The sequence below is a fragment of the Myxococcus sp. AS-1-15 genome (assembly GCF_020037055.1).
In the GTDB taxonomy this organism is placed as follows: Bacteria; Myxococcota; Myxococcia; order Myxococcales; family Myxococcaceae; genus Myxococcus; species Myxococcus fulvus.
In genome coordinates, this window is record NZ_JAIQDF010000018.1 from 170,620 (window position 1) to 194,787 (window position 24,168).

The window sequence follows — 24,168 nt, forward strand, 5'->3', positions numbered from 1 at the left end:
TCCGTACGCGCTGGGAGCCTCCTCTGAGCGGATAAGGGGGTGGGGCCGCCCCCGGGGGGAGTGGGGTGGGGCCGGGGGGATGGTGGGTCGGCCGGGCTTCGGGGGCCTCCCGAGAGGAGAACCCGCTCTCACGGGCGGCCGCTGGCGGGGTGCGCCATGGCGTTGGTTTGAGTCGGAAGGAAATTCCAGGAGGGGAATTGTATGGGACTGTCGGTGAATATCGGCGGTCCGGGCGCCCTATCGTGGCTACCATGGGCGCGGGAGCTTCCCTGCTTCCGTAGGACCTTCCACGTCCGTTGCCGCCATGGAACTGCAGGTCATCGAGGTGATGCTCAACTCCCAGGACCTGGCGAAGGTGCCGCTGGGAGGCCATGAGGGCATCGCGGCGCGCTTGCGGGAGGCGCTGGCGGCGGTGGGGTTGGGGACGGTGACGGGCGCGAGCGCCGGGGGCGGCGTGGCCATCGTCGACGTGTCGGTGCCGAAGGAGCGCGTCCCGGAGGCGCTCGGCTTCCTGAAGCAGCAGCTGCGCTTGTGCGGCGCGCCGCGCACCACGGTGCTGAGCGTGGATGACACGGAGGTGCCCATCGGCGGGGACGAGCCGTGGGGGAGGCGGACCTCGCGTCCGGACTGAGGCCCCGGCACGCGCCCTCGCTGGGAGGAGGCGCGCGCTCGGGGGGGCTGCTTCGCTCAGAGGATGGGCGGCAGCTCCTGCTGGAGCTCGGCGCTGGTGCGCCAGCCCGCGGGCTTCAGGGGGGTGACGAACTCCAGGGTGCCGTTGGAGAGCGACACGCCGGCGGTGGTGTCCGCGCGCAGGTGGATGCGCTGGACCTTCTCGTGCAGCGCGCGGCGGGCCTCTCCGTCGCGGGCGAGCGTGCCCAGCGCATCGAGGACCCGGGTGGCCAGGAACGCGAGCGCGCGCAGGGCCTCGGCGCTGGTGGCGCTCGAGCCCGGGGTGAGCGCGAGGGGGACGGGGCGCTCCAGGAGGGCGCCCAGCTTCTCGCTGTCCTTGAGCAGCTGGCGGCGCAGCTGGAGCGGGGAGGGGATGGGGGCGTCGTCGACGCGGATGAAGCCCAGGTAGCCCGCGTCCAGCACGCTGACGCACTCGATGTGGTTCACGTTGACGATGACCGCGTTGGCTTCGCGGTCCCGCTCCTCCTGCAAGAGCAGGGAGCGGCCCTCGCGCGAGTCCTCGAGGATGTCCCGGACGGTGCCCGTGAAGTACGTGCCGCTGTGCAGCGACACCGTCACGCGCGGGGGGAGCAGGGGGATGCCCGCCTGTCGACGGCTGGCGATGCGCAGGAGCGCCTGGAGCGTCGTCTCCAGTCCCCGGGGCTTCATGTCCAGGAAGGCCGCCAGCGGGTCGTCCGGGCGCGACAGCTCCGGCTCGGACTGCAGGGCGCGCTGGATGCCCTCTCGGCGGTCATGGATGTCGTCCAGGTTGGTGCAGGGCTCGTGGTCCAGGGTGAGCACGCCGTCGACGAACGAGGCGAAGCTGGAGCCGGAGACGTTGCCCGCGACGTTCTGGATGACCAGGCGCTTGAGCGAGCCCTGGACGAACTCGCGGCCCAGCTCGTCCTCCGTCAGCGATTCGAGCGCCTGGAAGAGCGGCGTGAAGTACACCTTCGTCCACGCCTCCTCGTAGATGTCCGCGTAGCCGTCGGCGCAGAGGCTGGCCCAGTCGACCTTCACCGGCACCTTGAAGCCGGCGACCTCGGCCAGCTGCTTCTCGAGCTGGGGAAACTGCGTCTCCTCGAACGACTTCGCCGCCTTGCGCTCCGCGAGTCCCATGGATGTCTCCGTTGGTGTCGCGCGGCAGTCTCGCCCGGACGGCCCATGCCCTTGCAAGTTTGATGATGCATTCGCGGACTCCAATCCGATGAGAGGACTGGAGTCCGCGAGACCCGGTGCTACAGGAAGGTCACCTTGCCATTGCGCTGAAAACAGACATGCGGCGTTCCATCCGTGGGGCGGATGGCGATGCTGGGCCGCGTGCCGTCCTGGATGGTGCCCAGCTGGGTGTATGTCCAGAAGCCGCGGGCGTCCGGGGTGATGAGCTCCAGCGTCGTCCCATGGCGCTGGGCGATGACGGGCTTGCCCGCGCTGTACGCCAGGTCATTGGAGCCGGCGTTGTAGTCCCCCTGGGACGTGCGCGCGGTGCTGGTGGACAGGGGCGTGCCGAGCGTCACGTCGAAGAGGCTGCCCCAGGCGCCGGTGGGTGTCCCGTTGGCGAGCACCAGCAGGTGCTGGTCCGGCGTCAGCGCCAGGGAAGACCAGCTGGTGATGGAGGAGAGCCCGTTCAGGGAGAAGGTCTCCACGACGGTGCCCTTGACGGCGGTCAGCAGGTTCCGGTTGGTGAAGTAGAGCGTGCCCGCCGCGTCGAAGAGGGCCTCGCTCGTCATGGCGCCCTGGAGGAACAGGGGCGTGCTCCACGTGTTGGTGCCGGTGCGGGCGGTGATGCGCGCGCCCGACGAGCTGTCGCCGTAGGCGATGACGGGCTGGTGGCCCTGGGTGGGGTTGAGCGTGACGGACAGGTTGACGGCGTTGGTGCGCTCCGCCACGTCCACCACCTCGCGCACCCAGGTGCCGCCGAAGCGGGTGGCATACGCGACGCGCATGAGCTCCCCTCGTCCCTGCTCCCCGTTGCCCTTGAGGTAGGCGATGTGCGGCGTGCCGGTGGCGGGCTCGACGGCGATGACGGGCTTGAAGGTGAACTTCCCCTCGTTGTTGAAGCCCGCGCCGTCGATCTGCTCCGTCGTCCACGACGTGCCGTCCCAGAGGCCATACCAGAGCGAGCGGTGGGTGTCGTTGAAGTAGACGATGTGGCCCCGGCCGGCGGTGTCGAACGTCAGCTCGCAGAAGCCGCCCGTCACGTCCGGGCTCGGGTCGATGACGGTGTTGAGGAGCGTGTCCGTGGTGGACTCCACGTTGAAGTGGAACTCGCCCTGGGCCTTCTTCCCCGACTGCGTCTCCACCGAGACGGACAGGGTGGCGACGCCCTTGGGCGGCAGCTTCCAGGTCACCCGCTCCGAGTCCGGCTCGAGGACGCCGGAGGTGGCGCTCCAGCTCACCGACCTGAAGACCTCTCCGGAGGCGGAGACCTTGAAGCGCTCGGCCGCGCCCTCGACGAAGCCTCCCTGTCCGCCTTCCCGCTCGATGAGCAGCGCCAGCGTGTTGTCCGTGCGTGAGGGGATGACCTGCGTGGGCGCGTCGCCCGGCTCACCGGCGCAGGCGGTGAACAGGCTCACCGCTCCCGCCACGAGCAGCCTCTTCATGATGTTGTTGCGCTGCTTCAATGCGTCGCTCCTGGCTGAATGGGCTGGCGAGGGCATCCCGCCAGTCCGACACGGTCGTCGTGTCGGGCTCCTTCAACGGCTGTCATTGCGGAAGGGTCTATCCGGATACAGATGCAATGGCGGAACAGGAAATGCGGTGGCGGCTGGAACCTCGTGTGTGCTTCGCGCGTCGGAACCCGTCCGGGGTGTGCATGTGCTTCCGGGGGGCGGTCTGGTAGACGGGGGGCATGAGTCGACGACGTGCCCCGGAGGACCTCTCCGCGTTGTTGGGAGAGCCGAAACCGGACTGGGAGCGCCTCACCCAGGCGCTCAAGAAGCTTCCGGAGGACGTGGACCCGGCGCTCGCCGCGGGGGCGGCGCTGCACCTGCTCCCAGAGGACCGCTCGTCCCTCTGGGCCTTCGGGCGTCACTGTCAGCAATTGCCCGCGCCGGTCATCCGCGCGGTGCTGGAGCGGCTCGCGGACGACCTGCGTCCGGGGGTGTTCTTCCTGCGCGAGAGCGTGGACCTGGAGGGCTCGGATGAAGCCCTGCGCGAGTCGTGGCGGATGGCGCTCCAGGGGTTGTTGGATTTGGACGTGACGTATGGCTGGGGTTCGAGGCAGCGCAAGGCGAAGCTCCAGGGGCTGGCGGCGAACCCGGTGTTGCTCCAGTCCCTCCAGACGGTGGTCGTGGCCAGCGAGGAGGTGTCCCGGGACATGCTGGCGGTGTTGACCATCGACGCGTCCGAGGCCTCGCTCGACGCGCTCATCCCCCATGTCGAGCGGGCGGTGCAGCGCCAGGGGTGGGAGCTGGACCGGCTGGAGGACCTGCGGACGCACGCGCGCTCCACGCCGGCGTTGGAGGCCCTGTTCGAGCGGATGGAGGCGGTGCTCCAGGCGCGCCGCGCGCGCTCGCCGGCGCTGGAGCTGGCGCGGGCGCTGGGCTTCGGCGAGCCGGGCGTCTTCTGGTTCAAGCTGTACGCGACGGGCGGGGAGGAGGGGGACGAGCGCTCGATGACCTATCGTCACCACTGTCACCTGTCGGTCGACAGCCGGGCTCCGGACTGGCTCAGCTTCTCCATGTCCTCCTGGGACTCGGACGGGGAGCCGGGGGGGAATGTCCCGGTCTACGACCTGGATGGCACGGGGCTCCAGAACGACACGCTGGGGCTGGGGGCCTGCGAGCCCACGCGCATCCCCGAGTGGATGGCCCGGGCCGCGGAGCGGTTGAGGACGGAGTGGCACTTCGAGCAGCGCGCGGTGATGACGAGCCTGAGGGGCCGGCAGCGCACACGGCTCTTTGAGTGGCTGACGGGGCGAAATCCTCCGGGAAAATAGACCGATGATTTCCGGCCGGGTCGGCAGTCAGAGGGGTAGAAACCTCATCCCACCCCTGGAGACACCCATGAAGCCCAGCCGTCCCCGCAAGCTGTTCCTCAACCTGCCCGTCGCGGACCTGAAGCGCTCGGTCGATTTCTTCACGAAGCTGGGCTTCGAGTTCAACAAGGACTTCACCGACGACAGCGCCACCTGCATGGTGGTGGGCGAGGACGCGTACGTGATGTTGCTGACGGATGCGCGCTTCAAGGAGTTCATCAAGAAGCCGCTGCACGACGCGACGCAGAGCACGGCGGGGACGTATGCGCTGTCCGCCAACAGCCGCGCCGAGGTCGACGAGATGGTGAAGATTGCCTTGTCGTCCGGAGGCTCGAAGGCCGCGGACGCCATGGATTTGGGCTTCATGTACGGCGGTAGCTTCTACGACCCGGACGGCCACCACTGGGAGCTGGCCTTCATGGAGCCGGGGCAGATGCCGCCGCAGTAGCACGGCGGCCCGTGGGCTCAGGGCCCGCCCACCACGCTGGCCTGGGAGGCTGGCGCCTTCGCTTGTCCTTCCCTGCGTCGGCGCCAGTACAGGAAGACAGGGACACCCGCGCCGAGCAGGAGGGTGCCCTTGAGCGCGTTGAGGGGATTGGACGCGGTGGAGCCCACCACGACGTAGAGCGCCGCCGCGATGAAGAGCAGCGGCGTGAGGGGATAGCCGGGCACCCGGTAGGACACGCGGGGCGCCTGTCCCCGCTTCTCCCGGGCGCGGTAGACGAAGAGCGTGGCCGCCGTGGCGCCGAAGACGAGCCAGTCCGCGAACACCACGTAGTCGAGCAACTCGCCGTAGGTCCCCGTGCCCGTCAGCAGGATGGCCCACGCGGCCTGGAAGATGATGGCCGCCGCCGGCGTGTGGTGGCGCGGATGCAACCTGGCCATCCACGGGAAGAACAACCCGTCCGCCGCCATCGCCTGGTACACGCGCGGCGACACCAGGATGACCAGGTTGAGGAAGCCGAAGGTGGAGAGCGCCACGCCCGCCGTGATGAACGTGCGGCCCGCCGGGCCCAGCAGTTGCCCCAGCGCGTCCGCCGCGGGTGCGGAGCTCGCCGCCAGTCCCGCTGCGCCCAGCGTGCGCAGGTAGGTGAGGTTCGCGAGCAGGTACACCCCCACCACGCCGATGACCCCCAGCAGCAGCGCGCGAGGCAGGTTGCGCTCCGGGTCCACCAGCTCCTCCGCCACGAAGTTGGTCTGCTGCCAGCCGCCATAGCTGAAGAGCACCGGCACCAGCGCCGCGCCCAGCGCCAGCACGATGGAGTCCGGCGGCTCGGGCGCCACCGTCTGCACTGGCGCCGCCCCCGACAGCAGGAGCCCCGCGCCCACGAGCACCGCGAGCGCCACCAGCTTGAGCACCGTGAAGACGTTCTGCGTGAGCGCCCCCGGCCGCACCCCGAAGGAGTTGATGCCCGACAACAGGACGATGGCGCCGATGGCCAGCGGGAGCCGGTAGTCCGCCGGCCACCCCGTCCACGCCAGCGTGTAGTTGGCGAACGTCACCGCCACCGCGGCGATGGCGCCCGTGGCAATCATCAACAGCAGGCCCCACGCGTTGAGGAACGCGGGCAGCTCGCCGAAGGCGTCGCGCAGGTACACGTAGCTGCCCCCGGCCTTGGGGATGCGCTGCCCCAGCTCGCCGTAGATGAACGCCCCGATGAGCGCCACGCCGCCGCCGAGCAGCCACGCCCCCAAGGTGAGCCCTGGGGTATGTACGCGCTGGGCGACGATGGCGGGGTTGAGGAAGATGCCCGAGCCGATGATGCCGCCGATGACGAGCATCACCCCCGAGAACAGCCCCACCCGCCGCGAATAGCTTCCACCCGACGACGCCTTGGCCTCATTCGCGGCAGGAGCGCTCATGCCCCCCGAGCATAGTCCGGGCGCGAGTACCTCGCGACGAAGCTGCCGTCAAAGGGTCGGTCGGCAGAAACACCCCTGCGCCACGGACCACATGCAGCAGGTGGATGCCTCTTCACAGGCCTCCTTGGTTTTGCCGGAGCATGAGCACGTGGCGTCCGACGCGCAATGAGCCCCGCCGCCCTCCGCGCACAGCGCGTCAACGATGCCCGCGCGGCACTCCGGGTCTGACCCGGCGTTGCATTTCGTATCGCCACAGTCCGCGTCCAACAACCCACAGCCCGAGAGGAAGACGGCCAGGAACAGCAGGGAGGCGAGAAGGAAGGAGTGCATCTGCCAGGCTCTACCGAAGCCTTGTTCTCATTCACATACCCCGCGAGGAGTAGAGTGTTCCCGACCCCTCCCGCGGTGGGAGGCATTGCCGGAGGAACCCATGTCGCGCGGGCTCACCTTGATGCGGCTGGCCGTGCTCATCCCCGCTGTCGGCGCGGCGGGCCCCGTGGGCGACGCGAAGCGACTGGTCTCGCTCGAGGTCTCCGACGGTCCCCGGTGAGTTCGCTCCGGACGCCACGCCGCAGAAGTACCAGGGCCCGCACGGCCTGAGCCCCCAGTCCTTCGCGGACACCGTCCGCGCTGCGCTGAAATGGCGAGAGGCCTCGGGACGGTCGTCGAAGCGGGCGTGTCCCGAGCGTGTCCTTCAACCTCATCGACTGGAACCGTCACACCCATGTCGGGACTGACGCTCCACACCAGCGCGCGTGTCCTGGGGACTCCAGGCGCGGGGGGACAACACCCTGGACGTGGCGACGGCGCCCATCGTCAAGGTGGAGGCCCGGCTGTGGCCGCCTCGCCGCCCCCATCAATCAGGCTTCTGGGGCGCGGCTCCAATGTCAGCCAGCGCACAGTCTTCCTGGACTCACGGCGTGCGTCGGGGCTTTTCGTTCGGGTGGTGCGGACACCATCTTCCAGGAATGGAGCCCCGGGCCGAATCCCCAGGACGAGCGAAGGAGGAGGACCGCGCGCGCGCCACCATCCTCAACGTCAATGACACGCCCGCGGTCCTCTACCTCACCAGCCGCATCCTCACGGTGGCCGGCTACCACGTGGTGGAGGCGACCAGCGGAACGGAGGCGCTGCGGCTGGCGGGCGGCCGTCCGGACATGGTGTTGCTGGATGTCCACCTGCCGGACGTCGACGGGTACGAGGTCTGCCGGCGCCTGCGGGCGCGCGAGGAGACGCGCGACCTGCTGATTGCACACCTGTCCGCCGTCTCCGTCAGCCGCGAGGACCGGCTGCGCGGGCTGGCTCAGGGAGCGGATGCCTACTGGACCACCCCCCTGGGGGATGACGAGCTGCTCGCGAACGTGGAGGCGCTCCTGCGCCTGCAGTCCCGCGCCCAGGCGGCGGTGCACGCGCGCGACGAGTTCCTGTCCATCGCGGCGCACGAGCTGCGCACGCCGCTGACGGCGCTCCGGCTCAACCTGGAGCGGCTGGTCCACCACCTCACCCGGGTTCCCGGTGACGCGGTGGCGCGGCGCACCGTGGAGGCGAGCACCACGCCCGCGCTGCGGCAGCTGGTGCGACTGCAGCAGCTGTTGGACACGCTGCTGGACGTGTCGCGGGTGGGCAGCCGCAAGCTGCGGCTGGACATCGAGGTGTTCGACCTGGCCGAGGCCGCGCGCGAGGTGGCCGGGCGGCTGGCGATGTCGGCCCGCGCGGCGGGCACCGAGCTGTCCCTGGCGCTCCCCCTGGGGCCCGCGCTGCTCATGGGAGACCGGCTCCGGCTGGAGCAGGTCATCAGCAACCTGCTCGCGAATGCCTTCCGTTATGGGGATGGCAAGCCCATCTGGCTCACGGTGGAGGAGCACCCGGACGCGCTGTGGCTGAGCGTGACGGACCAGGGCATCGGCATCGCGAAGCAGGACCAGTCGCGCATCTTCAACCGCTTCGAGCGCGCGTCGAGCACGGGCCGCGCGGACGGCCTGGGCCTGGGCCTGTTCATCGCGAGGGAGATCGTCGTCGCCCATGGGGGCACGCTCACCGTCGAGAGCGAGCCGGGCCAGGGGGCGACGTTCCATGTGACACTGCCCCGTCATCGGACGGCGGCCTACTGATGGATTGAAAGGAAGGCGTGTCGTGTCCTCTGAAGGTGGTGCCGGCGCGAAGAAGACGCTTCATCCTCGGCTGGAGACGGGGGTGCCCCGGCTCGACTTCATCACCAAGGGTGGGCTCATCAAGGGCGCCTCGTACGCGGTGCTGGGCCCCCCGGGCTCGGGCAAGACGGTGCTGGCGCACCAGATTGCCTTCTGGCACGTCAAGCACGGCGGCAAGGCGCTCTACGTGACGCTGCTCACGGAGTCCCATGCCCGCATGCTCGCGAACCTGGAGGGGATGTCCTTCTTCGACGCGAGCGTCATCCCGGAGAAGCTGCACTACATCAGCGGCTACCGGCAGCTGGAGTCCGAGGGGCTCAAGGGGCTGTTGGAGCTGGTGCGGCGCGCGGCGCGTCAGCACCAGGCGACGCTGCTCATCCTGGACGGCATGGACGTGGCGAAGGACCTGGCGCGCGGCGATTTGACGTACAAGCGCTTCCTGCAGGAGCTGCAGACCTTCATCGGCATCCTGGGCTGCACCACGCTGCTGCTGTCGCCGCATGGCCCCACGGAGCTGCTGCCGGAGACCACGGCGGTGGACGGCATCTTCGCGCTGTCGCTCTGGCTGTCGGGGCCCCGGGCCGTGCGGGAGCTGGTGACGCTGAAGTTCCGGGGCAGCGACTCGCTCCTGGGCAAGCACGAGCTGGAGATCTCCGACCGGGGCGTCATCGTGCACCCGCGCACGGAGGTGCAGTTCGCCGACCCGGTGGAGAAGGTGGAGGAGGAGCGCGTCCGGATGGGCTTCGGCGTGCCGCGGCTGGACGAGTCGCTCCACGGGGGGCTCCTGTCGGGCTCCACCACGTTGCTGTTGGGGGCGCCGGGCACGGGCAAGACGCTGTTGGGGTTGCGCTTCCTGCTGGAGGGCGCGCGCCAGGGGCAGCCCGGGGTGTACTTCGGCTTCTATGAGACGTCCCAGCGGCTCATCGAGAAGGCCGAGGGCGTGGGCATGGGGGACTTGCGCAAGTACGTGGACGCGGGCCTCATCGAAATCCAGTGGCAGCCGCCCCTGGAGCACAACATGGACGCGCTCGCGGAGCGGCTCCTGGAGCGCATCCACGAGCGGAACGTGAAGCGCCTGCGGCTCTTCGTGGACAGCGTCGCGGGCTTCCGCTCGGCGGCCGTCTATCCGGAGCGGATGAGCCGCTTCTTCTCCGCGCTGTCCCACCAACTGCGGATGCTGGACGTCACCACGCTCTACTCGGACGAGACGGCCCTGTTCTCCCCGGGCGTCGAGGCGCCCCAGCCGGACGCCACCGCGTACGTGGAGAACGTCATCCTGCTGCGCTACGTGGAGCTGCGCTCGCAGCTGTACCGGTTGATCTCCATCATGAAGATGCGGGAGAGCCAGTACGACAGCGGCATCCGGGAGTTCTCCATCACGGACAAGGGCATCACCGTGGCGGACACCTTCGAGAGCGCGGAGGCGGTGCTGACGGGGCACGCCATCATGACGGGGGGCGGGCAGGGCGGGCGGCGCAAGGCGCCCATGGGTGAGGAGGCGAAACCGCGCAAGCGGCCCCAGCCGAAGGTCCGGCGCAAGCCCGCGCCTCGGAGGCGCTCATGAAGACGGTGCTGGTCGTCGACGACGAGATGGACATCGCGGACGCGGTGAAGTCCATCCTCGAGGACGAGGGCTACCGCGTGGTGACGTGCGCCAATGGGCGTGAGGCGCTGGACTGTCTGGAGGAGGTGCGGCCGGACCTCATCATCATCGACGTGATGATGCCGGTGATGAACGGGTTCGAGGCGCTGCGGGCCATCCGGCAGCGCGAGGAGTTCGCGGGGCTGCCGGTGCTCATCATGAGCGCCATCGACCCGTCGGTGCGTCCGGCCGAGTACGACTGGGCGGGCTTCCTCAAGAAGCCCTTCTCGCTCAGCCACCTGCTGGAGCAGGTGCACAAGCTGGTGCCGCTGGCGGCGTGAGAGGGACGACGGTGGCGGCCGGCCGATGTGGGGCTGGCGCGCCACCTGCGGGGCGGCCACGCCTTGCTCCATGCCTTCATCGCCCGCCTCGTCTTGCTTTGAATGGGGACCAGCAAGGCCCTCGCGAGCGGGGGCTGTTTTCACCGGATGAGCCAGGACTTCCTGCTCTTGTGCTGGTGTGGGGTGACCGAGGTCACCTCCCCACGGTGGGAGCAACCTCGCGCCGCCGGGCGGATTGCTGGGCAAGCCTGTTCCCCGAGGGCCGTGGGCTTTTGCCCAGCAGAAGGGAAGAGGTCTTCTCATCGGGTGCGGCGCGAGGTCCCCGCGCCGTGACATGGAGGCCCGGTGGGTTCCCTTCCGTGGGGAACCGGACCTCGTTGGAGGGAAGCGAGGGCCTCAGCCCGACGACGTTTCGGTGTGCGCCGAAACATGGCCCCCGCGGCGGCGCGTAGAAGCACGTCCATGACGCCGCTGCATCCTGTCGCCGCCGCCACACACCCCGACCCGTATCCGTTCTATGCCGAGCTCGTCGCGACGCGTCCCTTCTATCGGGACGCGGCCCTCGGACTCTGGGTGGCCTCCAGCGCTCGAAGCGTTCGGGCGGTGCTGACGTCCCCTGCCTGCCTTGTCCGGCCCCGCGCGGAGCCGGTGCCACGGACGTTCGGCGCGCTGGCCTCCGGGGCGCTGTTCGGGCAATGGGCCCGGATGAACGACGGGCCGTTCCACGGGGTGGTGCGCCGGGGGCTCGGGGCGCTCATCGAGCGGTGGAGGGCCGCGCCCGGCGTGGACGTGCGTGCCAGCGCGCGACGACTGCTGCGCGGGGGCTCGCTCCAGGAGTGGGTGTTCGGGTGGCCGGTCCATTCCGTCGGGGCGCTGTTGGGGCTGGCGCCTGGGACGTTGTCCGGGGTGGCGGAATGGACGGGGGAGCTGGTGAAGGGGCTCGTCCCTGGCGCAGGGGACGCCGTGGTCCTGCGAGGCGGGCTCGCGGCGGAGCAGCTGCGCGCGGAGGTCCGCTCGGCCCTGGAGGCCCAGACGGCGCGAGGGGGCGAAGGAGGGCCGCTGGCGTTCTTGCGGAGGGAGGTCGGCGCTTCGGCGGACGCCGCCGCGAGCGTGGACCCGGAGCGCCTGGTCGACGTGGTGGTCGCCAACGCCATCGGGCTGCTGGTGCAGACCCATGACGCGACGGCCGGCTTGATTGGCAACACCCTGCGAGCCCTGATGCGGGAGCCCTCGCTGCTCGCCGAGGTGGCCGGCCGACCGGCGCTGCTGCCCCAGGTGCTCGATGAGGTGCTGCGATACGACCCGCCGGTGCAGAACACGCGCCGCTACCTCGCGGAGGACACCGTCCTCGAAGGCCACGCGCTCGCGGCGGGGGAGGGTGTCCTGGTCGTGCTCGCCGCCGCGAATCGCGACGCGCGGGTGCACCGCGAGCCCCACCGCTTCGACATCCATCGCGAGCCTTCCGCGCGGCTCTCCTTCGGCTGGGGCGCGCATGTCTGTCCTGGTGAGCGCCTCGCGAAGTCCCTGGCGGCGGGGGCCCTGGAAGTCCTGCTCGCCACGGACCTCGCCCGGCATCGCGACGCCTTCGAGGACGTCCCCTTCCTGCCGCTGCTCAATGCCCGAGTACCCCTGCTGCCCGCGCTCCGGCTCGCGCCCGAGGAGGTTGGATGATCGCCGTCATCTTCGAGGTCCAGCTTCGCGAAGCGGGGAGGCAGACCTACCTGGACCTGGCCGCGGGGCTGCGGCCGCTGCTCTCCCAAATCGATGGCTTCATCTCCCTCGAGCGCTTCCAGAGCCTCTCGGATTCCAGTCGCCTGCTGTCGCTCTCGTTCTGGAGGGACGAGGCGGCGGTCGAGGCCTGGCGTCGACTCGAGGCCCATCGCGCGGCTCAGGCGCAGGGGCGCGACGGGGTCTTCCTGGACTATCGGCTGCGGGTCGCCAGCGTCCTGCGCGACTACGGCCTGTCGCGGCGCGAGGAGGCTCCGGGCGACAGTCGGAAGGTGCACGGCTGACGTCGCCTGCCCCGAGCCCGGGCGCGCGCCGGGTTGCCCGGGCCAGGCGAGGGCTCCAAGCTGCGGCACTGATGACGAACACACAGGGAAAGAGGGTCGACTCGGCCTCGAGGGTCATCGCGGCGCCGCCGGCCAGGCTGTATCAAGCGCTGCTGGACCCGGAGGCCGTCACGAAGTGGCTTCCCCCCAAGGGGATGACGGCGCGCCTGCGGGCCTTCGAGCCACGCGCCGGTGGCGCCTATCGACTGACGCTCACGTATGACGAGGCGCATCACTCCGTTCCAGGCAAGAGCTCGGCTCACGAGGACGCCGTCGAGGGGCAGTTCGTGGAGCTCGTCCCGGACCAGCGCGTCGTCCAGCGGTTCGAGTTCGAGTCGGAGGACCCCGCCTTCGCGGGGACGATGACGATGACCTGGACGCTGACGCCCGTCGGCGCCGGCACCGAGGTCTCCATCCGCTGTGTGGACGTGCCCGAGGGCATCCGGCAGGAGGACCACGTCGTCGGGATGTCATCCACGCTCGAGAACCTCGCGACGTTCGTCGAATAATCCAGCCATGCAACACCAGGCGCGCGGTCGTCCCTGACTCAATGGGGCGGCCCGCACCTGAGTGTGGTTGGGATTGAGGCACGCCGCGGATTCGTGACGGTGAGAACTGTCTTCACTTGCGGTGGCGTCTGACATATTTCGCGCGCCGCGCTCCCCCGAGCGCGTCATCCCATCCATCAACCGAGAGAGGCCTCCCATGAAGAGTCTGGCTGGATTCCTTGTCGTCGCCGCGATGCTGCTGACCGGATGTGAGCCCGCGCAGAATGATGCTCAGCTCCACGAGGCCCCCGCGTCGGAGACCGTCGGACAGCAGGAGTCGGCGCTCGGCGCCGGTGACTGTACGGTGAGCCTGCAGTGCGCCAATGGCGTGACGGCCTCGTGCTCCGGAAACAATCGCCAGTGTTGGCTCGACCCGGCCGGGCTCGAGCAGGTGTGGTGCAATGGCAGCCCCTATGGCTGTCGCTTCGTGCCGGCGCCGTGCGGCTGCGCGCGGGACAACTGCTGCTCGGAGCTGTGCGCGCTGGACCCGGACTGTGGCACCTGCACGCCGGGCCGCTCCTGCACGTCCAACGCCCAGTGTGGTGGCACGCTGTCCGGACGCTGCAACGCCGTCACCCGCACGTGCACCTGCATCATCGGCGTGGACGCCGAGCGCGAGAACTGAGCGCGAAGGGGTAGCACCGCGTCCGTGAGGCGTTGTCGCCCCTGGACGCGGGCGGGGGGAGGGTGAACAATCCCGCGCTGGATGCCTCCCCCTGCTTCGCCCGAGCCCGCCGCCGGAGTCCGAGTCCCGATTCCGCGCCCGGCGTGGGCCGTCGTCGGCGGTGCCCTGGCCCTCACCTGTCTCTTCTTCTACCGGGCCGTGTTCAGCGCGCAGGTCTTCATCGCGCGGGACATGCTCCTGGTCTACGCGCCCTTGCGGCGCTACTGGGCGCAGCGGGTCCTCGGAGGAGACTTCCCCGGCTGGTATCCCTTCGACGGGCTGGGGCAGTCGTTCGCGGGCATCATGCTGTCCGCGCCCTTCCATCCGTCACAGCTGCTGGGGCTGCTGTTCTCCACCGGCGTGGCGATGAAGCTCACGGTGCTGGCGTGTCCGCCGCTGGCCCTGCTGGGCACCTACGCGCTGCTGCGGCTGTACGACGTGCCACGGGGCGGAGCGTTCTTCGGGGGGCTCGCCTTCGCCTTCAGCGGACACCTGGTGTCGCTCACCAACAACCTGGCGTACCTCCTGGCGGCGGCCTCCCTGCCCGCGGCGCTCTGGGCCGCCGAGCGTTTCCTGCGCGCCGCCACCCCCGCTCGCGCCGCCGTGGCCGCCTTTGGTGTCGCCAGCGTGCTGCTGGCCGGTGACACGTGGAGCTATGCCTTCGCGAACGCCTTCGTGTTGCTGCTCGCGGTGACGGGCCGGGGCGCCTTGCGGACTCGCGTGCTCCGCGCGCTGGGGCTCGTGGCGATGGGCGCGGGGCTGGCCGCGCCGCAGCTGTTCGCGGGCATGGCGGTGTTCGCGCACGGGGCCCCTGGCGCCAGCTCGCTCGAGGACGCACAGCGCTGGTCGCTGGACCCGTGGCGACTGCCGGAGCTCGTCCTGGGGCCCTACCTCGCCAACCCCGCAGTGGAGCGCGCCGTCCCCGAGGAGGTCGTGAAGCCGCTCTTGAGCACGGGTGGCTTCTCCACGCTGTGGACGGACTCGGCGCTCGTCGGGGCGCCGGTGCTGGTGCTCGCGGTGACGGGGTTGATGTTCATCCCCTGGAGGCGCTGGGCGCCGTTCGCCGCGGTGTGGGGGCTGGTGCTGCTGCTCGCGCTCGGGGCCGCGTTGCCCGTCTATGGGTGGCTGCATGACGTGCTGCCGCTGTGGCGGCCGTTCCGCTATCCGGAGAAGCTCGTCGCGCACCTGACGTTGGGGCTCTCGCTGCTCGCGGGCTTCGGGTGGAAGGCGTTGGTGTCCTCCGAGCCACGGGCGCGCCGCGCGGCCTGGGTGGCGGGTGGCCTGTCCGTGGGGTTGCTCGCCGTGGCCCTCGCCGAGCGCTGGGGCGCGGTGTGGTCTTCCGCTTTCGTCGTCGCCCGTTGGCCCCAGGTGCCCGCGGAGACATTGGAGACGTTGTCGCATGCGTTCAGCGACGCCGGCTTCATCGCGGCGGGCCTCGCGCTGGGTTGCGCGCTCGTGTTGCCCGGGCTCGCGGGCTCGTGGCCTCGGGCCGGGGTGTTGATGGCGCTGCAGCTGGGCGCGGCCTTCACGCTGAACGAGCCGCTCTACATCCTCGGCTCGGAGGAGCTGCTGGACAGTCCCCCCACGCTCGTCGAGGCCGTGCGCGAGCACGCCGCGCGGACGGGAGACTCCGCGCCCCGCGTCTCCTCTCGCCTCCAGCGCTTCCAGCTGCCCCAATTCGAGGGCTTCGAGTTCCAGGACAGCGTGGCGTTGATGTCGCGCGCTTCGTTGATGCCGGACACCCCCGCGCTGTGGAACATCGGCGCGGCGGGGGCGTATCTGCCCGCGGTGAGCGCTCGCGTGAAGGGGCTGCAGCTCGACGCTCCCGCGCGCTTCACCCAGCTGGAGCCGCTCTATGGCGTGCGGTTCAGTGTGTATACGTCCGCGTCCTACGCGGGGCTGGAGCCCAAGCCGGGAAGGGTGTTCGCACGCGACGAGGTGTTCGAGCTGGTCCTCGTCGAGCATGCCGACGCCCTCCCGCGACTCTTCGTCGCGAGGCCTCGATGTGTGTCGGACGAGAAGGCCGCGCTCGGGCTCCTGGGCACGGAGGCCTTCCGTCAAGGTACCTGGGCCGCGGTGGAGTGTGGCGTGGAGCCGCTCCCCGCTTCGAGCGAGGCGCCGCTGACAGGGCGGGTCCTCATCGAGCGCGACACCCCCGAGCACCTCGTGGTGTCGGTCGAGTCATCCGAGGACGCGGTGCTCATCGTCAACGATGCGTTCCAGGCCGGATGGACGGCGAGCGTGGACGGTGTGCCCACTCGGGTGCTCCCCGCGAACGGGGCCGTGCGGGCCGTCGCGGTGCCCTCGGGGCGTCACCAGGTGGTGCTGCGCTATCGGGCCCCCGGAGTCCTGCCGGGGTTGCTGCTGTGGGGCGTGACGCTCGTGGGGCTGGCGTTGGCCGAGGGCTGGCGTCGTCGGCGTTCTCCCGCTTTACGGTGAACGCTGTCCACGGGGTGAAGCCCCCGCGCGAGCGCGTCTGGTGAAGCCCGTTCGCGGCCCTCCCGGCGCCCGCCCGCCTGCCCGCATCCGGTCCTCGACTTCACCCACCCTCCCGACGATGATGGCCGCGCGCGTCAACCGAGCCACATGGAAACCCCAAGAGCTGAACGACCGCGCCGGCGGTGGGCTCGAGTCCTCGCGGGCGTCCTGCTGAGTCTCGTCGCGCCCGTCGCGCTGGTGCTCATCGTGGCGCTGGTCGTCGTGCACAACCTCGACCGTCCCTGGCTGAAGTCGCACGTCGTCTCGCAGGTGGAGTCGGCCACGGGCATCCAGGTGGACTACCAGACCACCCAGGTGTCGCTGCTGTCGGGCCTGCGGTTGGAGGGCCTGGTGGTGCGCACGCCCGCTGCCTTCCAGCGCGTCGCGCCCGAGCTGCTGCGCGTGGGGACGTTGGAGGCGAAGTGGTCGCCCGGCTCGCTCATGAGCGGCGGCACGCTCATCGAACACGTGGCGGCGCGCGAGGTGACGGTGGCCCTGGTGGCCGACGACGCGGGGCCCACGTCCCTCTCGGAGCTGACGGGACCTCCCGCGCCCGAGCCCGTCCCCGAGGAGCCCTCGCTCGGGCTCTCCCAACAACTCGCCTCGCTGCTCGCGTCCGCGCCCCCCGTCGCGCGCGTGGACGTGTCGGGCGTGTCGCTGGCCTGGCTCCGCGTCCAGGATGGCGTGGTGGTCGACCGTTGGTCCGTGCGCGGGCTCGGACTGGGCGCCGAGGTGAAAGAGCAGGACGGCGCCTGGAAGCTCTTCGCGAACCTGGGCCAGACGGGCGCCCCGTTGCCGCTGGAGCTGAGTCGCGAAGGCACCCTGGCTCCTCCGGCGCGCGCGGAGCTGGCGCTGGCGCTCGCGGTGGAGGCGGGGGCCACGGCCGCTCGTGCGCGGGTGGACCTGGACGTCGCGCGACAGACCTTCGACCCTCGGTTCTCGGTGCGCTCGTTGCTGCATGGCGCGGTGTCCGCGCGGTTCGACGTGGGGGCGCGCCGCACGCTCCTGGAGCTGGAGCGCACGGGACTGACGGACAGCGCCGAGCTCCAGGCCGAGCTGGTGTTGCCGGATGACTCGAGCGTGGCGCCTGTCGTGACGCGCGCCCTGGCGGACGTGGACCTCGCGAAGCTGCTGCGGGTGCTGCCGGGGGACTGGCGCCCGTTCACGCTCGAGCGCGGCGAGGTGCGCCTCGACGCGCGAGCCGTCACCCTGGGCGCGATTCCGCTGCTGGGGGCCGAGGGCAAGCTCGGGCTGGACGTCGAGCTCGCGTCGCTGCGGCTGGCCCAGGACGGGCTCACGGTGGCGCTCGGTGATGGACGTGTGTCGCTGGCGGCCACGCCGGATGCGCGGCAGGGGGTGTCCGCGCTGCTGACGTTCGCGCTCCAGAAGCTGGAGGTCGACGGGCCCGCCACGGTGCGCGTGCCGAAGGCGCAGGGGGAGCTGAAGGGACAGCAGTTGCGGCCCGAGCCGTCCTCGCCGCTCCAGGTGGCCGGGGACGTGGCGCTGTCCGGTCTGGTGGCGGCCGTGGACGTGAACGTCCCGGGCTTGCGCGCGAAGGCCCAGCGGTTGGGCTTCCAGCTCCAGGCGCCGCTCGCGGGCAGGCCGCCCTTCTCGCTGCGCGCGGACCTCCCCGTGGGCGCGCTCGAGGTCGTCACGGCGGAGGGGCTGGAGGTGCTCAAGGGCCCCGTGCACGTGAAGCTCGATGCGTCGCAGGTGGTCCCCCACGTGGACGAGCCGCGCCTGACCCGAGCCCGCGGCCGGCTGGTGCTGGACGTCGGCGCGATGCACGCGACGCTGGACGCCACCAAGGGCGCGGATGACGTGGCGTACACGCTCGCCTTCGAGACCCCGGACCTGGTCGCGGCCCGGCCCTTCATCCCCAACGACGTCGCCGCGCGCATCCCCTGGAAGCAGCTGGGGGTGGGCGTGTCGTCCCAGGGCAAGGCGACGGCGCTCTTCTCCGCCGCGCCCCGCGTGGACCATCGCACCGAGGTGCGCGTGCGGAAGCCGGGCTGGGATGACATCTCGGCGGGCAACGTCACCGTCGTCGCGCGCTCGCGGGGCGATGCCTGGCGGCACAAGGGCGAGGTGGAGCTGCGCGTGGACGGGCTGCGCGTGGGGGAGACCGACGGTGGGCCGCAGCGTCACACCTTCACGGTGGACCTGGACCGGCGCAAGCCGACGGTCAAGGTGGGCGTCACCAGCCAGGAGGGCGTGAAGGCCACCGTCGATATCGCGCTGGCGTACGAGCGCAAGACGCGCGCGCTCCAGGGAGAAGTGAAGGCGGACCTCCCGCCGCTCGGCACGCTGGCACCGCTGTTGGCCCTGGCCCAGGTGCCCAGGGAGCTGAACGCGTCGCGGCTGGGCGTGAAGCTGGACGTGAATGGCACGTTGCTCGGCGTCGTCACCGGGCTCACCCCGGACGGACTGCCCAGGTTCTCACCGGAGCCGCTGCGGACGGGCAGCTTCGCGGGCAAGGCGGTGGTGGACGTGCAGGGCTTCCGGTGGCGCCAGGACGCGCTGACGGTGAACCTCCCCGGACTGCGCTGGGCGGTCGACTCGCGCGTGGACGGCCCCCGGCGCACGATTCACAGCGACATGACGGTGGAGAAGCTCACCGTCGGGATGGCCGACAGCCGCCTGTCCCTCGCGGACCTCTCCAGTGACACCACCGCCACCTTCACCGACAAGCTGGAGGCGGAGGACATCGAGGTGACGCAGCAGCTGACGGTCCGCTCCGTCGAACAGAAACCGGCGCTGCCCTATCCGGTGCAGGACCTGGCGTGGGCCTTCACCGCGCGCCGCAAGCCCACGGGCGTCATCCATGTCCCGGAGCTGAAGGTGACCAACGGCGGGACGAGCACCGAGCTGAGCATCAAGGGACGGCTCGACCTGGGGGAGGAGCGGCGGAGGCTGGGGCTTCGCGGGGAGCTGTCCCAGGACCTGTCCAAGCTCGCGCGGCCCGGCGTCCTCGAGAGCAGCGGCCACGTCAAGGTCGACTTCCGCGTGGCCTCGCCCGACCTCACCCTCTTCAGGACGCGCGCGAACCTGCTCCTGCAGAACGTGAACGCGCGGATGCCCGAGGCGGACTTCGCCGTCGAGGCGCTCGATGGCAACGTGCCGCTCTCCGAGGACGTGCTCTACACCGACGGGCAGGTGCGGCTGTCGAGCGACATCGACGTCAATCCGTACCCGATGCTCCGCTTCGCCGACCAGCACCCGCTGCTGTCGCGCAGCGGCTATGTGTCCGCGAACAGCATCACCACGCCGTTCGCCACCATCGCGCCCCTGGCGGGCAACCTGTCCATCGACCAGCACGTGGTCTCGATGACGCAGCTGGAGATGGGCGTTCGCGGCGGGCGCATCACCGGCCAGTGGCTGCTCGACTGGCAGGGCAGGGACTCCAGGCTGGAGGCCCGCGTGCGCGCCACCGGCGTGCAGTCGTCCCGGGGTGAGCCCTTCGACGGCAACGCCGCCGTGGTCATCTCCGCGAAGGACCGCAGCATCAACGGTCGCGCGGAGATTCTCCGCATCGGCAACCGGCACCTGTTGGACCTGCTCGACCTGGAGGACCCTCGCCACGTCGACCCGGCGACCAACCGTGTCCGCTATGCGCTGACGCTGGGGTATCCGGACCACGTGCGGGTGAGCTTCAACCACGGCTTCGGCAGCCTGCGCATCACCATGGGCGGGCTGGCGAAGCTCATCAGCATCAACGAAATCCGGGGCATCCCCATGGGCCCCATCGTCGACAAGCTCATCAAGTCGATGACGCTGACGGAGGCCTCGCCATGAAGACCCGCGCGTTGTTGCTGTGGGCCGCCCTCGTCGCTCCCGGGTGCATCAGCGCGCCGGAGATCGTCATGGTCGACCGCGCCACGGCGCTCGAGGAGCAGGCCTCGGGCTCGTTCAAGGACGTGGAGCAGCGGCTGGCGCGCGCGGGCATGAACCCGACGCCGGTGCCGCTCACGCCCAACCAGCTGGAGGAGCTGGGCGTCCAGCCCGCGCCCCTGGTGGAGGACCTGGGCAAGACGCAGGCGGACCGCGTGGACGAGCTGCTCCGGCGCCACTGCGTGGGCGAGGGCAAGGACGGGCTGCTGGTGGAGAGCCGCCGTCGCTGCCGGGCCGGGCGCCTGACGGCCGATGACGTGGCGCTGGTGGAGCGGGTGAACCGCTCGCGGCTGCAGCTGTGGAAGTGGATGCGCACCCAGCGCCCCGACGCCTCGGAGGAGGTGCTGCGCCAGAGCTGGCACAAGGTGCACGCGGAGGGCGTGGTCTGCGGCGGCCAGGTGGAGGCCGCGGACGGCACCTGGGGAGAGAAGAAGTGCTGACGTCCCGGGACACCAAGGTCCTGCTCCTGGCCGCGCTGCTCGCGCGAGGCGCCTGGGCCCAGGACGACGAGAACGACGGAGGGCTGCGCACGCCCTCGCGGCTCACCGTGGGCGTGGGGGACCAGTTCCTGGGGCAGCTGTCGCCGGACGGGAACACGCTCGTCTTCGCGTCCAACCGCAACATCGCGACCGAAATCTACGTGCAGGACCTGGAGAAGGGCCGCGAGCGCCGCCTCTTCGACGAGGGCGCGGACGTGACGTGGCCGCGCATCAGCCCCGACGGCAAGCGCCTGCTCTACATCTCCTTCCGGGACCAGGCCGGCGGTCAGCTCTGCATCCGGGACCTGCCCTCGGGTGAGGAGCGCCGCTGCCTCACCGAGGAGGCCAACGCGCTGCAGGCGGAGTGGATCGACTCCGCGAGCATCGCGCTGGTGAGCCGGGCCACCATCCAGGGCGACCTCAAGCTGTCGCGCGTCCGGCCCGGCGCCGCGTGGAGCGCGAGCCCGCTCCTGGAGCGCAACCTCACCAGCCCCACGCTCTCCCCGGACGGGCGCTGGCTGGTGTACGTGCCCGTCGAGCGCTCCGTGAAGCAGGTGGGCCCGGGCTTCGCCGCGCGCGCCGCGCCGCACCTGGAGGCGCTCCGACTGGATGTCCCCGACGCGAGGCCCGTGAAGCTGGCGCTGGACCTGCCGGGGCAGAGCGGCCAGCCCGTGTTCTCACGCGACGGGCGCTTCTTGTACGTGGTGCAGTTCTTCACCGACTCCAACGCGGACGGCACCATCGACGCGAGCGACAGCGGCGTGCTGTTCCGCGCGCCGTTCTCCCCGGAGCGCGACGACGCGCCCGCGCTGGCCGCCGCCTCCAGCCCGGACCAGCTCACCGGCGCGTCGTGGAACTGCCAGTACCCGGCGCCGGCGGCGGAGTCGTTGCTGGCGACGTGCTCTCGCTCGCAGTCGCTGGACGTGTACCAGCTGCCCCTGGATGGACAGGTGCCCTCGGCCTGGGATGTCCCCCGGCTCAACGAGGAGCTGAAGATGGTGGGGCGGCGCGCGGACCAGCTGCTGCTCTACCGCCACCGGCTGCTGCTCGAGGAGCGCCCCCGGCCCCGCCGCTTGTTGATGATGCGGCTGTCCATGCTGCACCTGGCGTTCGAGGACTTCGGCGCGGCGGAGTTCTACGCCGAGCACATGGGCGCGGTGAGCGACCCGGCCACGCTGGGGCTGGAGGGGCCGCTGCGTGTCCTCATCGACCACCGGCGCGCGATGAAGGAGCGCGAGCGGGGCCGCATGGTGGAGGAGCTGAGCGTGGCGGAGCAGCAGCGCATGGCCGCGCTGGAGCCCGCCAACGCGCCCAGCCCCGCCACGGCCGTCTTCCAGCACGTGGTGCGCAGCGAGCTGGCGGACGCGGCGGGGGACTTCACGCTGGCGCGGCAGGAGCTGGAGTCGGCGCAGGTGACGGACACCACGCCGCGCGCGGTGCTGGAGGCATACTACGAGCGGGCGGACGCGCTGTACCGCAAGCTCGATGACCGGATGGCGCTGGTGGACGTCGGCCGGCGGCTCTCCGTGCACAAGATCTTCAAGGCGGACGACCAGCTCGACTTCGCGATCGCCTCGGTCCGCGCCCTGTACCGGGGCCGGCCCTACGCGGAGGCGGAGACCCTCCTCGCCGAGGCGCTCGCCCGGGCGCCCGAGGGCTCCGCGCACGCCTTCGCCCTGGAGCTGGGGCAGCACATCATCGCCTTGAGGCAGGAGCGCACGCCGCGCGCCGTCCGCGAGGCCCTGCTCGCGTTCTACCGCCGACAGACGGACCCGCTGCGTCGCCGGGTCCTGGTCCAGGAGGCCGTGGAGCGCGCGGCCAGCCTCGGCGCGGACGGCGTGCTGGAGGCCCTGGCCACCGTCTACGTGGACGATGCGCCCGTGGGCACCGAGGACCGGCGTCGGGCGGAGCGGCTGTTCCGTCGCGCGCTGATGGGCCGCGCGTATCGCCGGCTGGCGCGGCAGCGCCAGGACGAGGCCCGCGCGGACTTCGACCTGGTGACGAAGCGCACGGGCTCGCTGGAGAGCGCCGTCGAGTCCATGAACCTGCGCCTGCGCGCCGGCGTGAGCCACGACGTGGTGGAGAAGGAGATGACCACCACGTCGGAGAAGAGGGTGGAGCCGCTCCGGCGCTTCGTGAAGGCGTACCTGCTGGCGCGCAAGCTGCCCAAGCTGGACGACAAGGCGCACGCGCAGGCGGTGAAGGACGCGGTGGCCCAGCTGCGCGCGGCGTGGCCGGAGCTCAAGAACCAGCGCGCGGTGCAGGCCCTGTACGGCGCCATCCAGCACGAGGACTTCCTGCGCGGCAAGAACCCCGCCGCCGCCGAGCGCGCCAACCGGCACTACCTGGTGGCGCTGGACCTGGTGCGCAACAACGTGCGCTACAAGGCGATGATTCTCGGCGCGCTGGGCATGCTGCACACCCAGGTGGGCAACCACCACATCGCGCTGGGCTACCTGGAGCAGCGCGACAAGCTGCCCTACGTGGACAACTGGGCGGGGCTGGCCGTGTCGCTGGCGCGCGCGCGGGCGCTGTTGCACGTGGGGCGCGAGGAGGACGCGGCGAAGGCGGCGGACGCGGCGCTGGCGATGGTGCGGGCCACCGAGAAGCAGGCCCGGTTCCTGCCGCTCGCGGTGGACCGCGCCGCGCTCTACCACCTGGCCGCGGGCCACTTCGAGCGCGCGCTGGAGCTCTATGACCAGGGCCTCCCGCTGGTCGAGGCCCTGCCCTCCGACGAGGAGGGGCTGCGCAACCGCCTGGTGATGCGGCTGGCCCGCTGCGCCGCCGCGCTGGGCGCGGGCAAGCCCGAGCGGACGCTCGAGGACCTGGCGCGCGTGGAGAAGGACCTGGCCCACCCGGCCGTGCGCTCCGCGCTGAAGTGGGCGCACTCCTCGCCCGAGCACGTCCACCGCTCCTATCGCCTCATCGCCGCGGGGCTGCGCGCGAATGCCCACACGCGTCTGGGACAGTTGGAGGCCGCGGCCCAGGCGCTGGAGACGCGCCGCGCGCTGTTCCTGGAGCAGTTCGACGAGCTGGACCGCGACGAGGACCTCCGCTCGGTGACGCTCGCGGAGCTGCGGCTGGCCGAGAACGCGGTGGACCGCCAGGACCCGGCCCACGCGGCGCGCTGGTTGGGCATGGCGCTGGAGCACGCGGACACGCTGGTGGCCCGCACGCATGCGCCGGTCGATGCCGGGCAGCTGGACGTGCTCTGGTTCGCGGCCCAGCTGCAGGCGGATGGGCGCACGAAGCTGCCCTTCGACGTGTCCCAGCGGATGGCGGGAGCACGGCGCACGCTGCTGGAGCAGAAGGACCCGACCTGGCGCGCGTACCAGGCCTGGTTCGAGGTCTACACGGCGCTCGAGGCCCACCCCGCCCCAGGGGGACGGGAGGCGCTGGTCCGGCCGACGCAGCAGTGATGACGGGACACCTCCCGCGGCGCGTGCTGGCCCGCGGGAGGTGCCTCGGAGGCG

The 24,168-nt window shown here is 71.0% G+C and carries 17 protein-coding genes; 14 read left to right on the top strand and 3 right to left on the bottom strand.

Annotated features, from left to right (window positions below; translation table 11 throughout):
* Positions 1 to 304: 304 nt before the first annotated feature.
* The gene (locus K8625_RS36555; RefSeq protein ID WP_141333038.1) at positions 305 to 631 is read left to right on the top strand and encodes a hypothetical protein; all 327 of its coding nucleotides are present in this window, start codon (positions 305 to 307) and stop codon (positions 629 to 631) included.
* A 56-nt stretch (positions 632 to 687) separates the two neighbouring features.
* Here K8625_RS36555 and K8625_RS36560 read toward each other — a convergent pair whose 3' ends face one another.
* Positions 688 to 1,788, bottom strand: a complete 1,101-nt coding sequence (locus K8625_RS36560; protein ID WP_223785283.1) for a hypothetical protein — start codon at positions 1,786 to 1,788, stop codon at positions 688 to 690.
* 119 nt (positions 1,789 to 1,907) lie between these two features.
* Positions 1,908 to 3,293 carry a hypothetical protein gene (locus tag K8625_RS36565; RefSeq protein ID WP_223748917.1) on the bottom strand — a complete coding sequence of 462 codons (1,386 nt, stop codon included), beginning with the start codon at positions 3,291 to 3,293 and terminating at the stop codon, positions 1,908 to 1,910.
* 227 nt (positions 3,294 to 3,520) lie between these two features.
* Between K8625_RS36565 and K8625_RS36570 the strand changes: the two genes are divergently transcribed.
* Together K8625_RS36570 and K8625_RS36575 are read left to right on the top strand one after the other, a co-directional pair.
* Complete coding sequence (locus K8625_RS36570; RefSeq protein WP_223785284.1) at positions 3,521 to 4,609, top strand: hypothetical protein; 1,089 nt, start codon at positions 3,521 to 3,523, stop codon at positions 4,607 to 4,609.
* 67 nt (positions 4,610 to 4,676) lie between these two features.
* Positions 4,677 to 5,096: a VOC family protein gene (locus tag K8625_RS36575; RefSeq protein WP_046712380.1), complete on the top strand. Its 420-nt coding sequence runs from the start codon at positions 4,677 to 4,679 to the stop codon at positions 5,094 to 5,096.
* Positions 5,097 to 5,113: 17 nt separating this feature from the next.
* On the opposite strand, the gene K8625_RS36580 is transcribed toward K8625_RS36575, so the two are convergent.
* Complete coding sequence (locus K8625_RS36580) at positions 5,114 to 6,511, bottom strand: APC family permease (protein ID WP_223785285.1); 1,398 nt, start codon at positions 6,509 to 6,511, stop codon at positions 5,114 to 5,116.
* Positions 6,512 to 7,479: 968 nt separating this feature from the next.
* On the opposite strand from K8625_RS36580, the gene K8625_RS36585 reads away from it, so the two are divergent.
* From K8625_RS36585 to K8625_RS36635, 11 genes are all read left to right on the top strand, one after another.
* Positions 7,480 to 8,622 carry a hybrid sensor histidine kinase/response regulator gene (locus K8625_RS36585; RefSeq protein WP_223748922.1) on the top strand — a complete coding sequence of 381 codons (1,143 nt, stop codon included), beginning with the start codon at positions 7,480 to 7,482 and terminating at the stop codon, positions 8,620 to 8,622.
* A 22-nt stretch (positions 8,623 to 8,644) separates the two neighbouring features.
* Positions 8,645 to 10,225 carry an ATPase domain-containing protein gene (locus tag K8625_RS36590; protein ID WP_223748923.1) on the top strand — a complete coding sequence of 527 codons (1,581 nt, stop codon included), beginning with the start codon at positions 8,645 to 8,647 and terminating at the stop codon, positions 10,223 to 10,225.
* Entirely contained in the window at positions 10,222 to 10,584 is a 363-nt protein-coding gene (locus K8625_RS36595) for a response regulator (RefSeq protein WP_141332369.1), read from the top strand. The genes K8625_RS36590 and K8625_RS36595 overlap by 4 nt, the downstream gene beginning before the upstream one ends.
* Positions 10,585 to 11,046: 462 nt before the next feature.
* Positions 11,047 to 12,255: a cytochrome P450 gene (locus tag K8625_RS36600; protein WP_223748924.1), complete on the top strand. Its 1,209-nt coding sequence runs from the start codon at positions 11,047 to 11,049 to the stop codon at positions 12,253 to 12,255.
* The gene (locus tag K8625_RS36605) at positions 12,252 to 12,596 is read left to right on the top strand and encodes an antibiotic biosynthesis monooxygenase (RefSeq protein WP_223785286.1); all 345 of its coding nucleotides are present in this window, start codon (positions 12,252 to 12,254) and stop codon (positions 12,594 to 12,596) included. Before K8625_RS36600 ends, K8625_RS36605 begins: the two co-directional genes overlap by 4 nt.
* A gap of 71 nt (positions 12,597 to 12,667) precedes the next feature.
* Positions 12,668 to 13,144, top strand: coding sequence for an SRPBCC family protein (locus K8625_RS36610; protein WP_223785287.1), 477 nt, complete (start codon positions 12,668 to 12,670; stop codon positions 13,142 to 13,144).
* A gap of 196 nt (positions 13,145 to 13,340) precedes the next feature.
* The gene (locus K8625_RS36615) at positions 13,341 to 13,808 is read left to right on the top strand and encodes a hypothetical protein (protein WP_223785288.1); all 468 of its coding nucleotides are present in this window, start codon (positions 13,341 to 13,343) and stop codon (positions 13,806 to 13,808) included.
* Between the two features lie 81 nt (positions 13,809 to 13,889).
* Complete coding sequence (locus K8625_RS36620) at positions 13,890 to 16,286, top strand: YfhO family protein (protein ID WP_223785289.1); 2,397 nt, start codon at positions 13,890 to 13,892, stop codon at positions 16,284 to 16,286.
* Between the two features lie 147 nt (positions 16,287 to 16,433).
* Positions 16,434 to 20,120 (top strand): hypothetical protein, encoded by a 3,687-nt coding sequence (locus K8625_RS36625; RefSeq protein WP_223785290.1) that lies wholly within the window; start codon positions 16,434 to 16,436, stop codon positions 20,118 to 20,120.
* Positions 20,117 to 20,656: an aminoglycoside phosphotransferase family protein gene (locus K8625_RS36630; RefSeq protein ID WP_223748930.1), complete on the top strand. Its 540-nt coding sequence runs from the start codon at positions 20,117 to 20,119 to the stop codon at positions 20,654 to 20,656. The genes K8625_RS36625 and K8625_RS36630 overlap by 4 nt, the downstream gene beginning before the upstream one ends.
* A complete protein-coding gene (locus K8625_RS36635; RefSeq protein WP_223785291.1) occupies positions 20,650 to 24,114 on the top strand; it encodes a hypothetical protein in 3,465 nt (1,154 codons plus the stop codon). Before K8625_RS36630 ends, K8625_RS36635 begins: the two co-directional genes overlap by 7 nt.
* Positions 24,115 to 24,168: the final 54 nt, after the last annotated feature.

Bases quoted from the DNA above. Each gene is read 5' to 3' on its own strand.
- K8625_RS36555 (WP_141333038.1), top strand. From the start codon at position 305: ATGGAACTGCAGGTCATCGAGGTGATGCTCAACTCCCAGGACCTGGCG.
- K8625_RS36605 (WP_223785286.1), top strand. From the start codon at position 12,252: ATGATCGCCGTCATCTTCGAGGTCCAGCTTCGCGAAGCGGGGAGGCAG.
- K8625_RS36575 (WP_046712380.1), top strand. From the start codon at position 4,677: ATGAAGCCCAGCCGTCCCCGCAAGCTGTTCCTCAACCTGCCCGTCGCG.
- K8625_RS36615 (WP_223785288.1), top strand. From the start codon at position 13,341: ATGAAGAGTCTGGCTGGATTCCTTGTCGTCGCCGCGATGCTGCTGACC.
- K8625_RS36625 (WP_223785290.1), top strand. From the start codon at position 16,434: ATGGAAACCCCAAGAGCTGAACGACCGCGCCGGCGGTGGGCTCGAGTC.
- K8625_RS36595 (WP_141332369.1), top strand. From the start codon at position 10,222: ATGAAGACGGTGCTGGTCGTCGACGACGAGATGGACATCGCGGACGCG.
- K8625_RS36585 (WP_223748922.1), top strand. From the start codon at position 7,480: ATGGAGCCCCGGGCCGAATCCCCAGGACGAGCGAAGGAGGAGGACCGC.
- K8625_RS36570 (WP_223785284.1), top strand. From the start codon at position 3,521: ATGAGTCGACGACGTGCCCCGGAGGACCTCTCCGCGTTGTTGGGAGAG.
- K8625_RS36580 (WP_223785285.1), bottom strand. From the start codon at position 6,511: ATGAGCGCTCCTGCCGCGAATGAGGCCAAGGCGTCGTCGGGTGGAAGC.
- K8625_RS36610 (WP_223785287.1), top strand. From the start codon at position 12,668: ATGACGAACACACAGGGAAAGAGGGTCGACTCGGCCTCGAGGGTCATC.
- K8625_RS36600 (WP_223748924.1), top strand. From the start codon at position 11,047: ATGACGCCGCTGCATCCTGTCGCCGCCGCCACACACCCCGACCCGTAT.
- K8625_RS36560 (WP_223785283.1), bottom strand. From the start codon at position 1,788: ATGGGACTCGCGGAGCGCAAGGCGGCGAAGTCGTTCGAGGAGACGCAG.
- K8625_RS36620 (WP_223785289.1), top strand. From the start codon at position 13,890: ATGCCTCCCCCTGCTTCGCCCGAGCCCGCCGCCGGAGTCCGAGTCCCG.
- K8625_RS36630 (WP_223748930.1), top strand. From the start codon at position 20,117: ATGAAGACCCGCGCGTTGTTGCTGTGGGCCGCCCTCGTCGCTCCCGGG.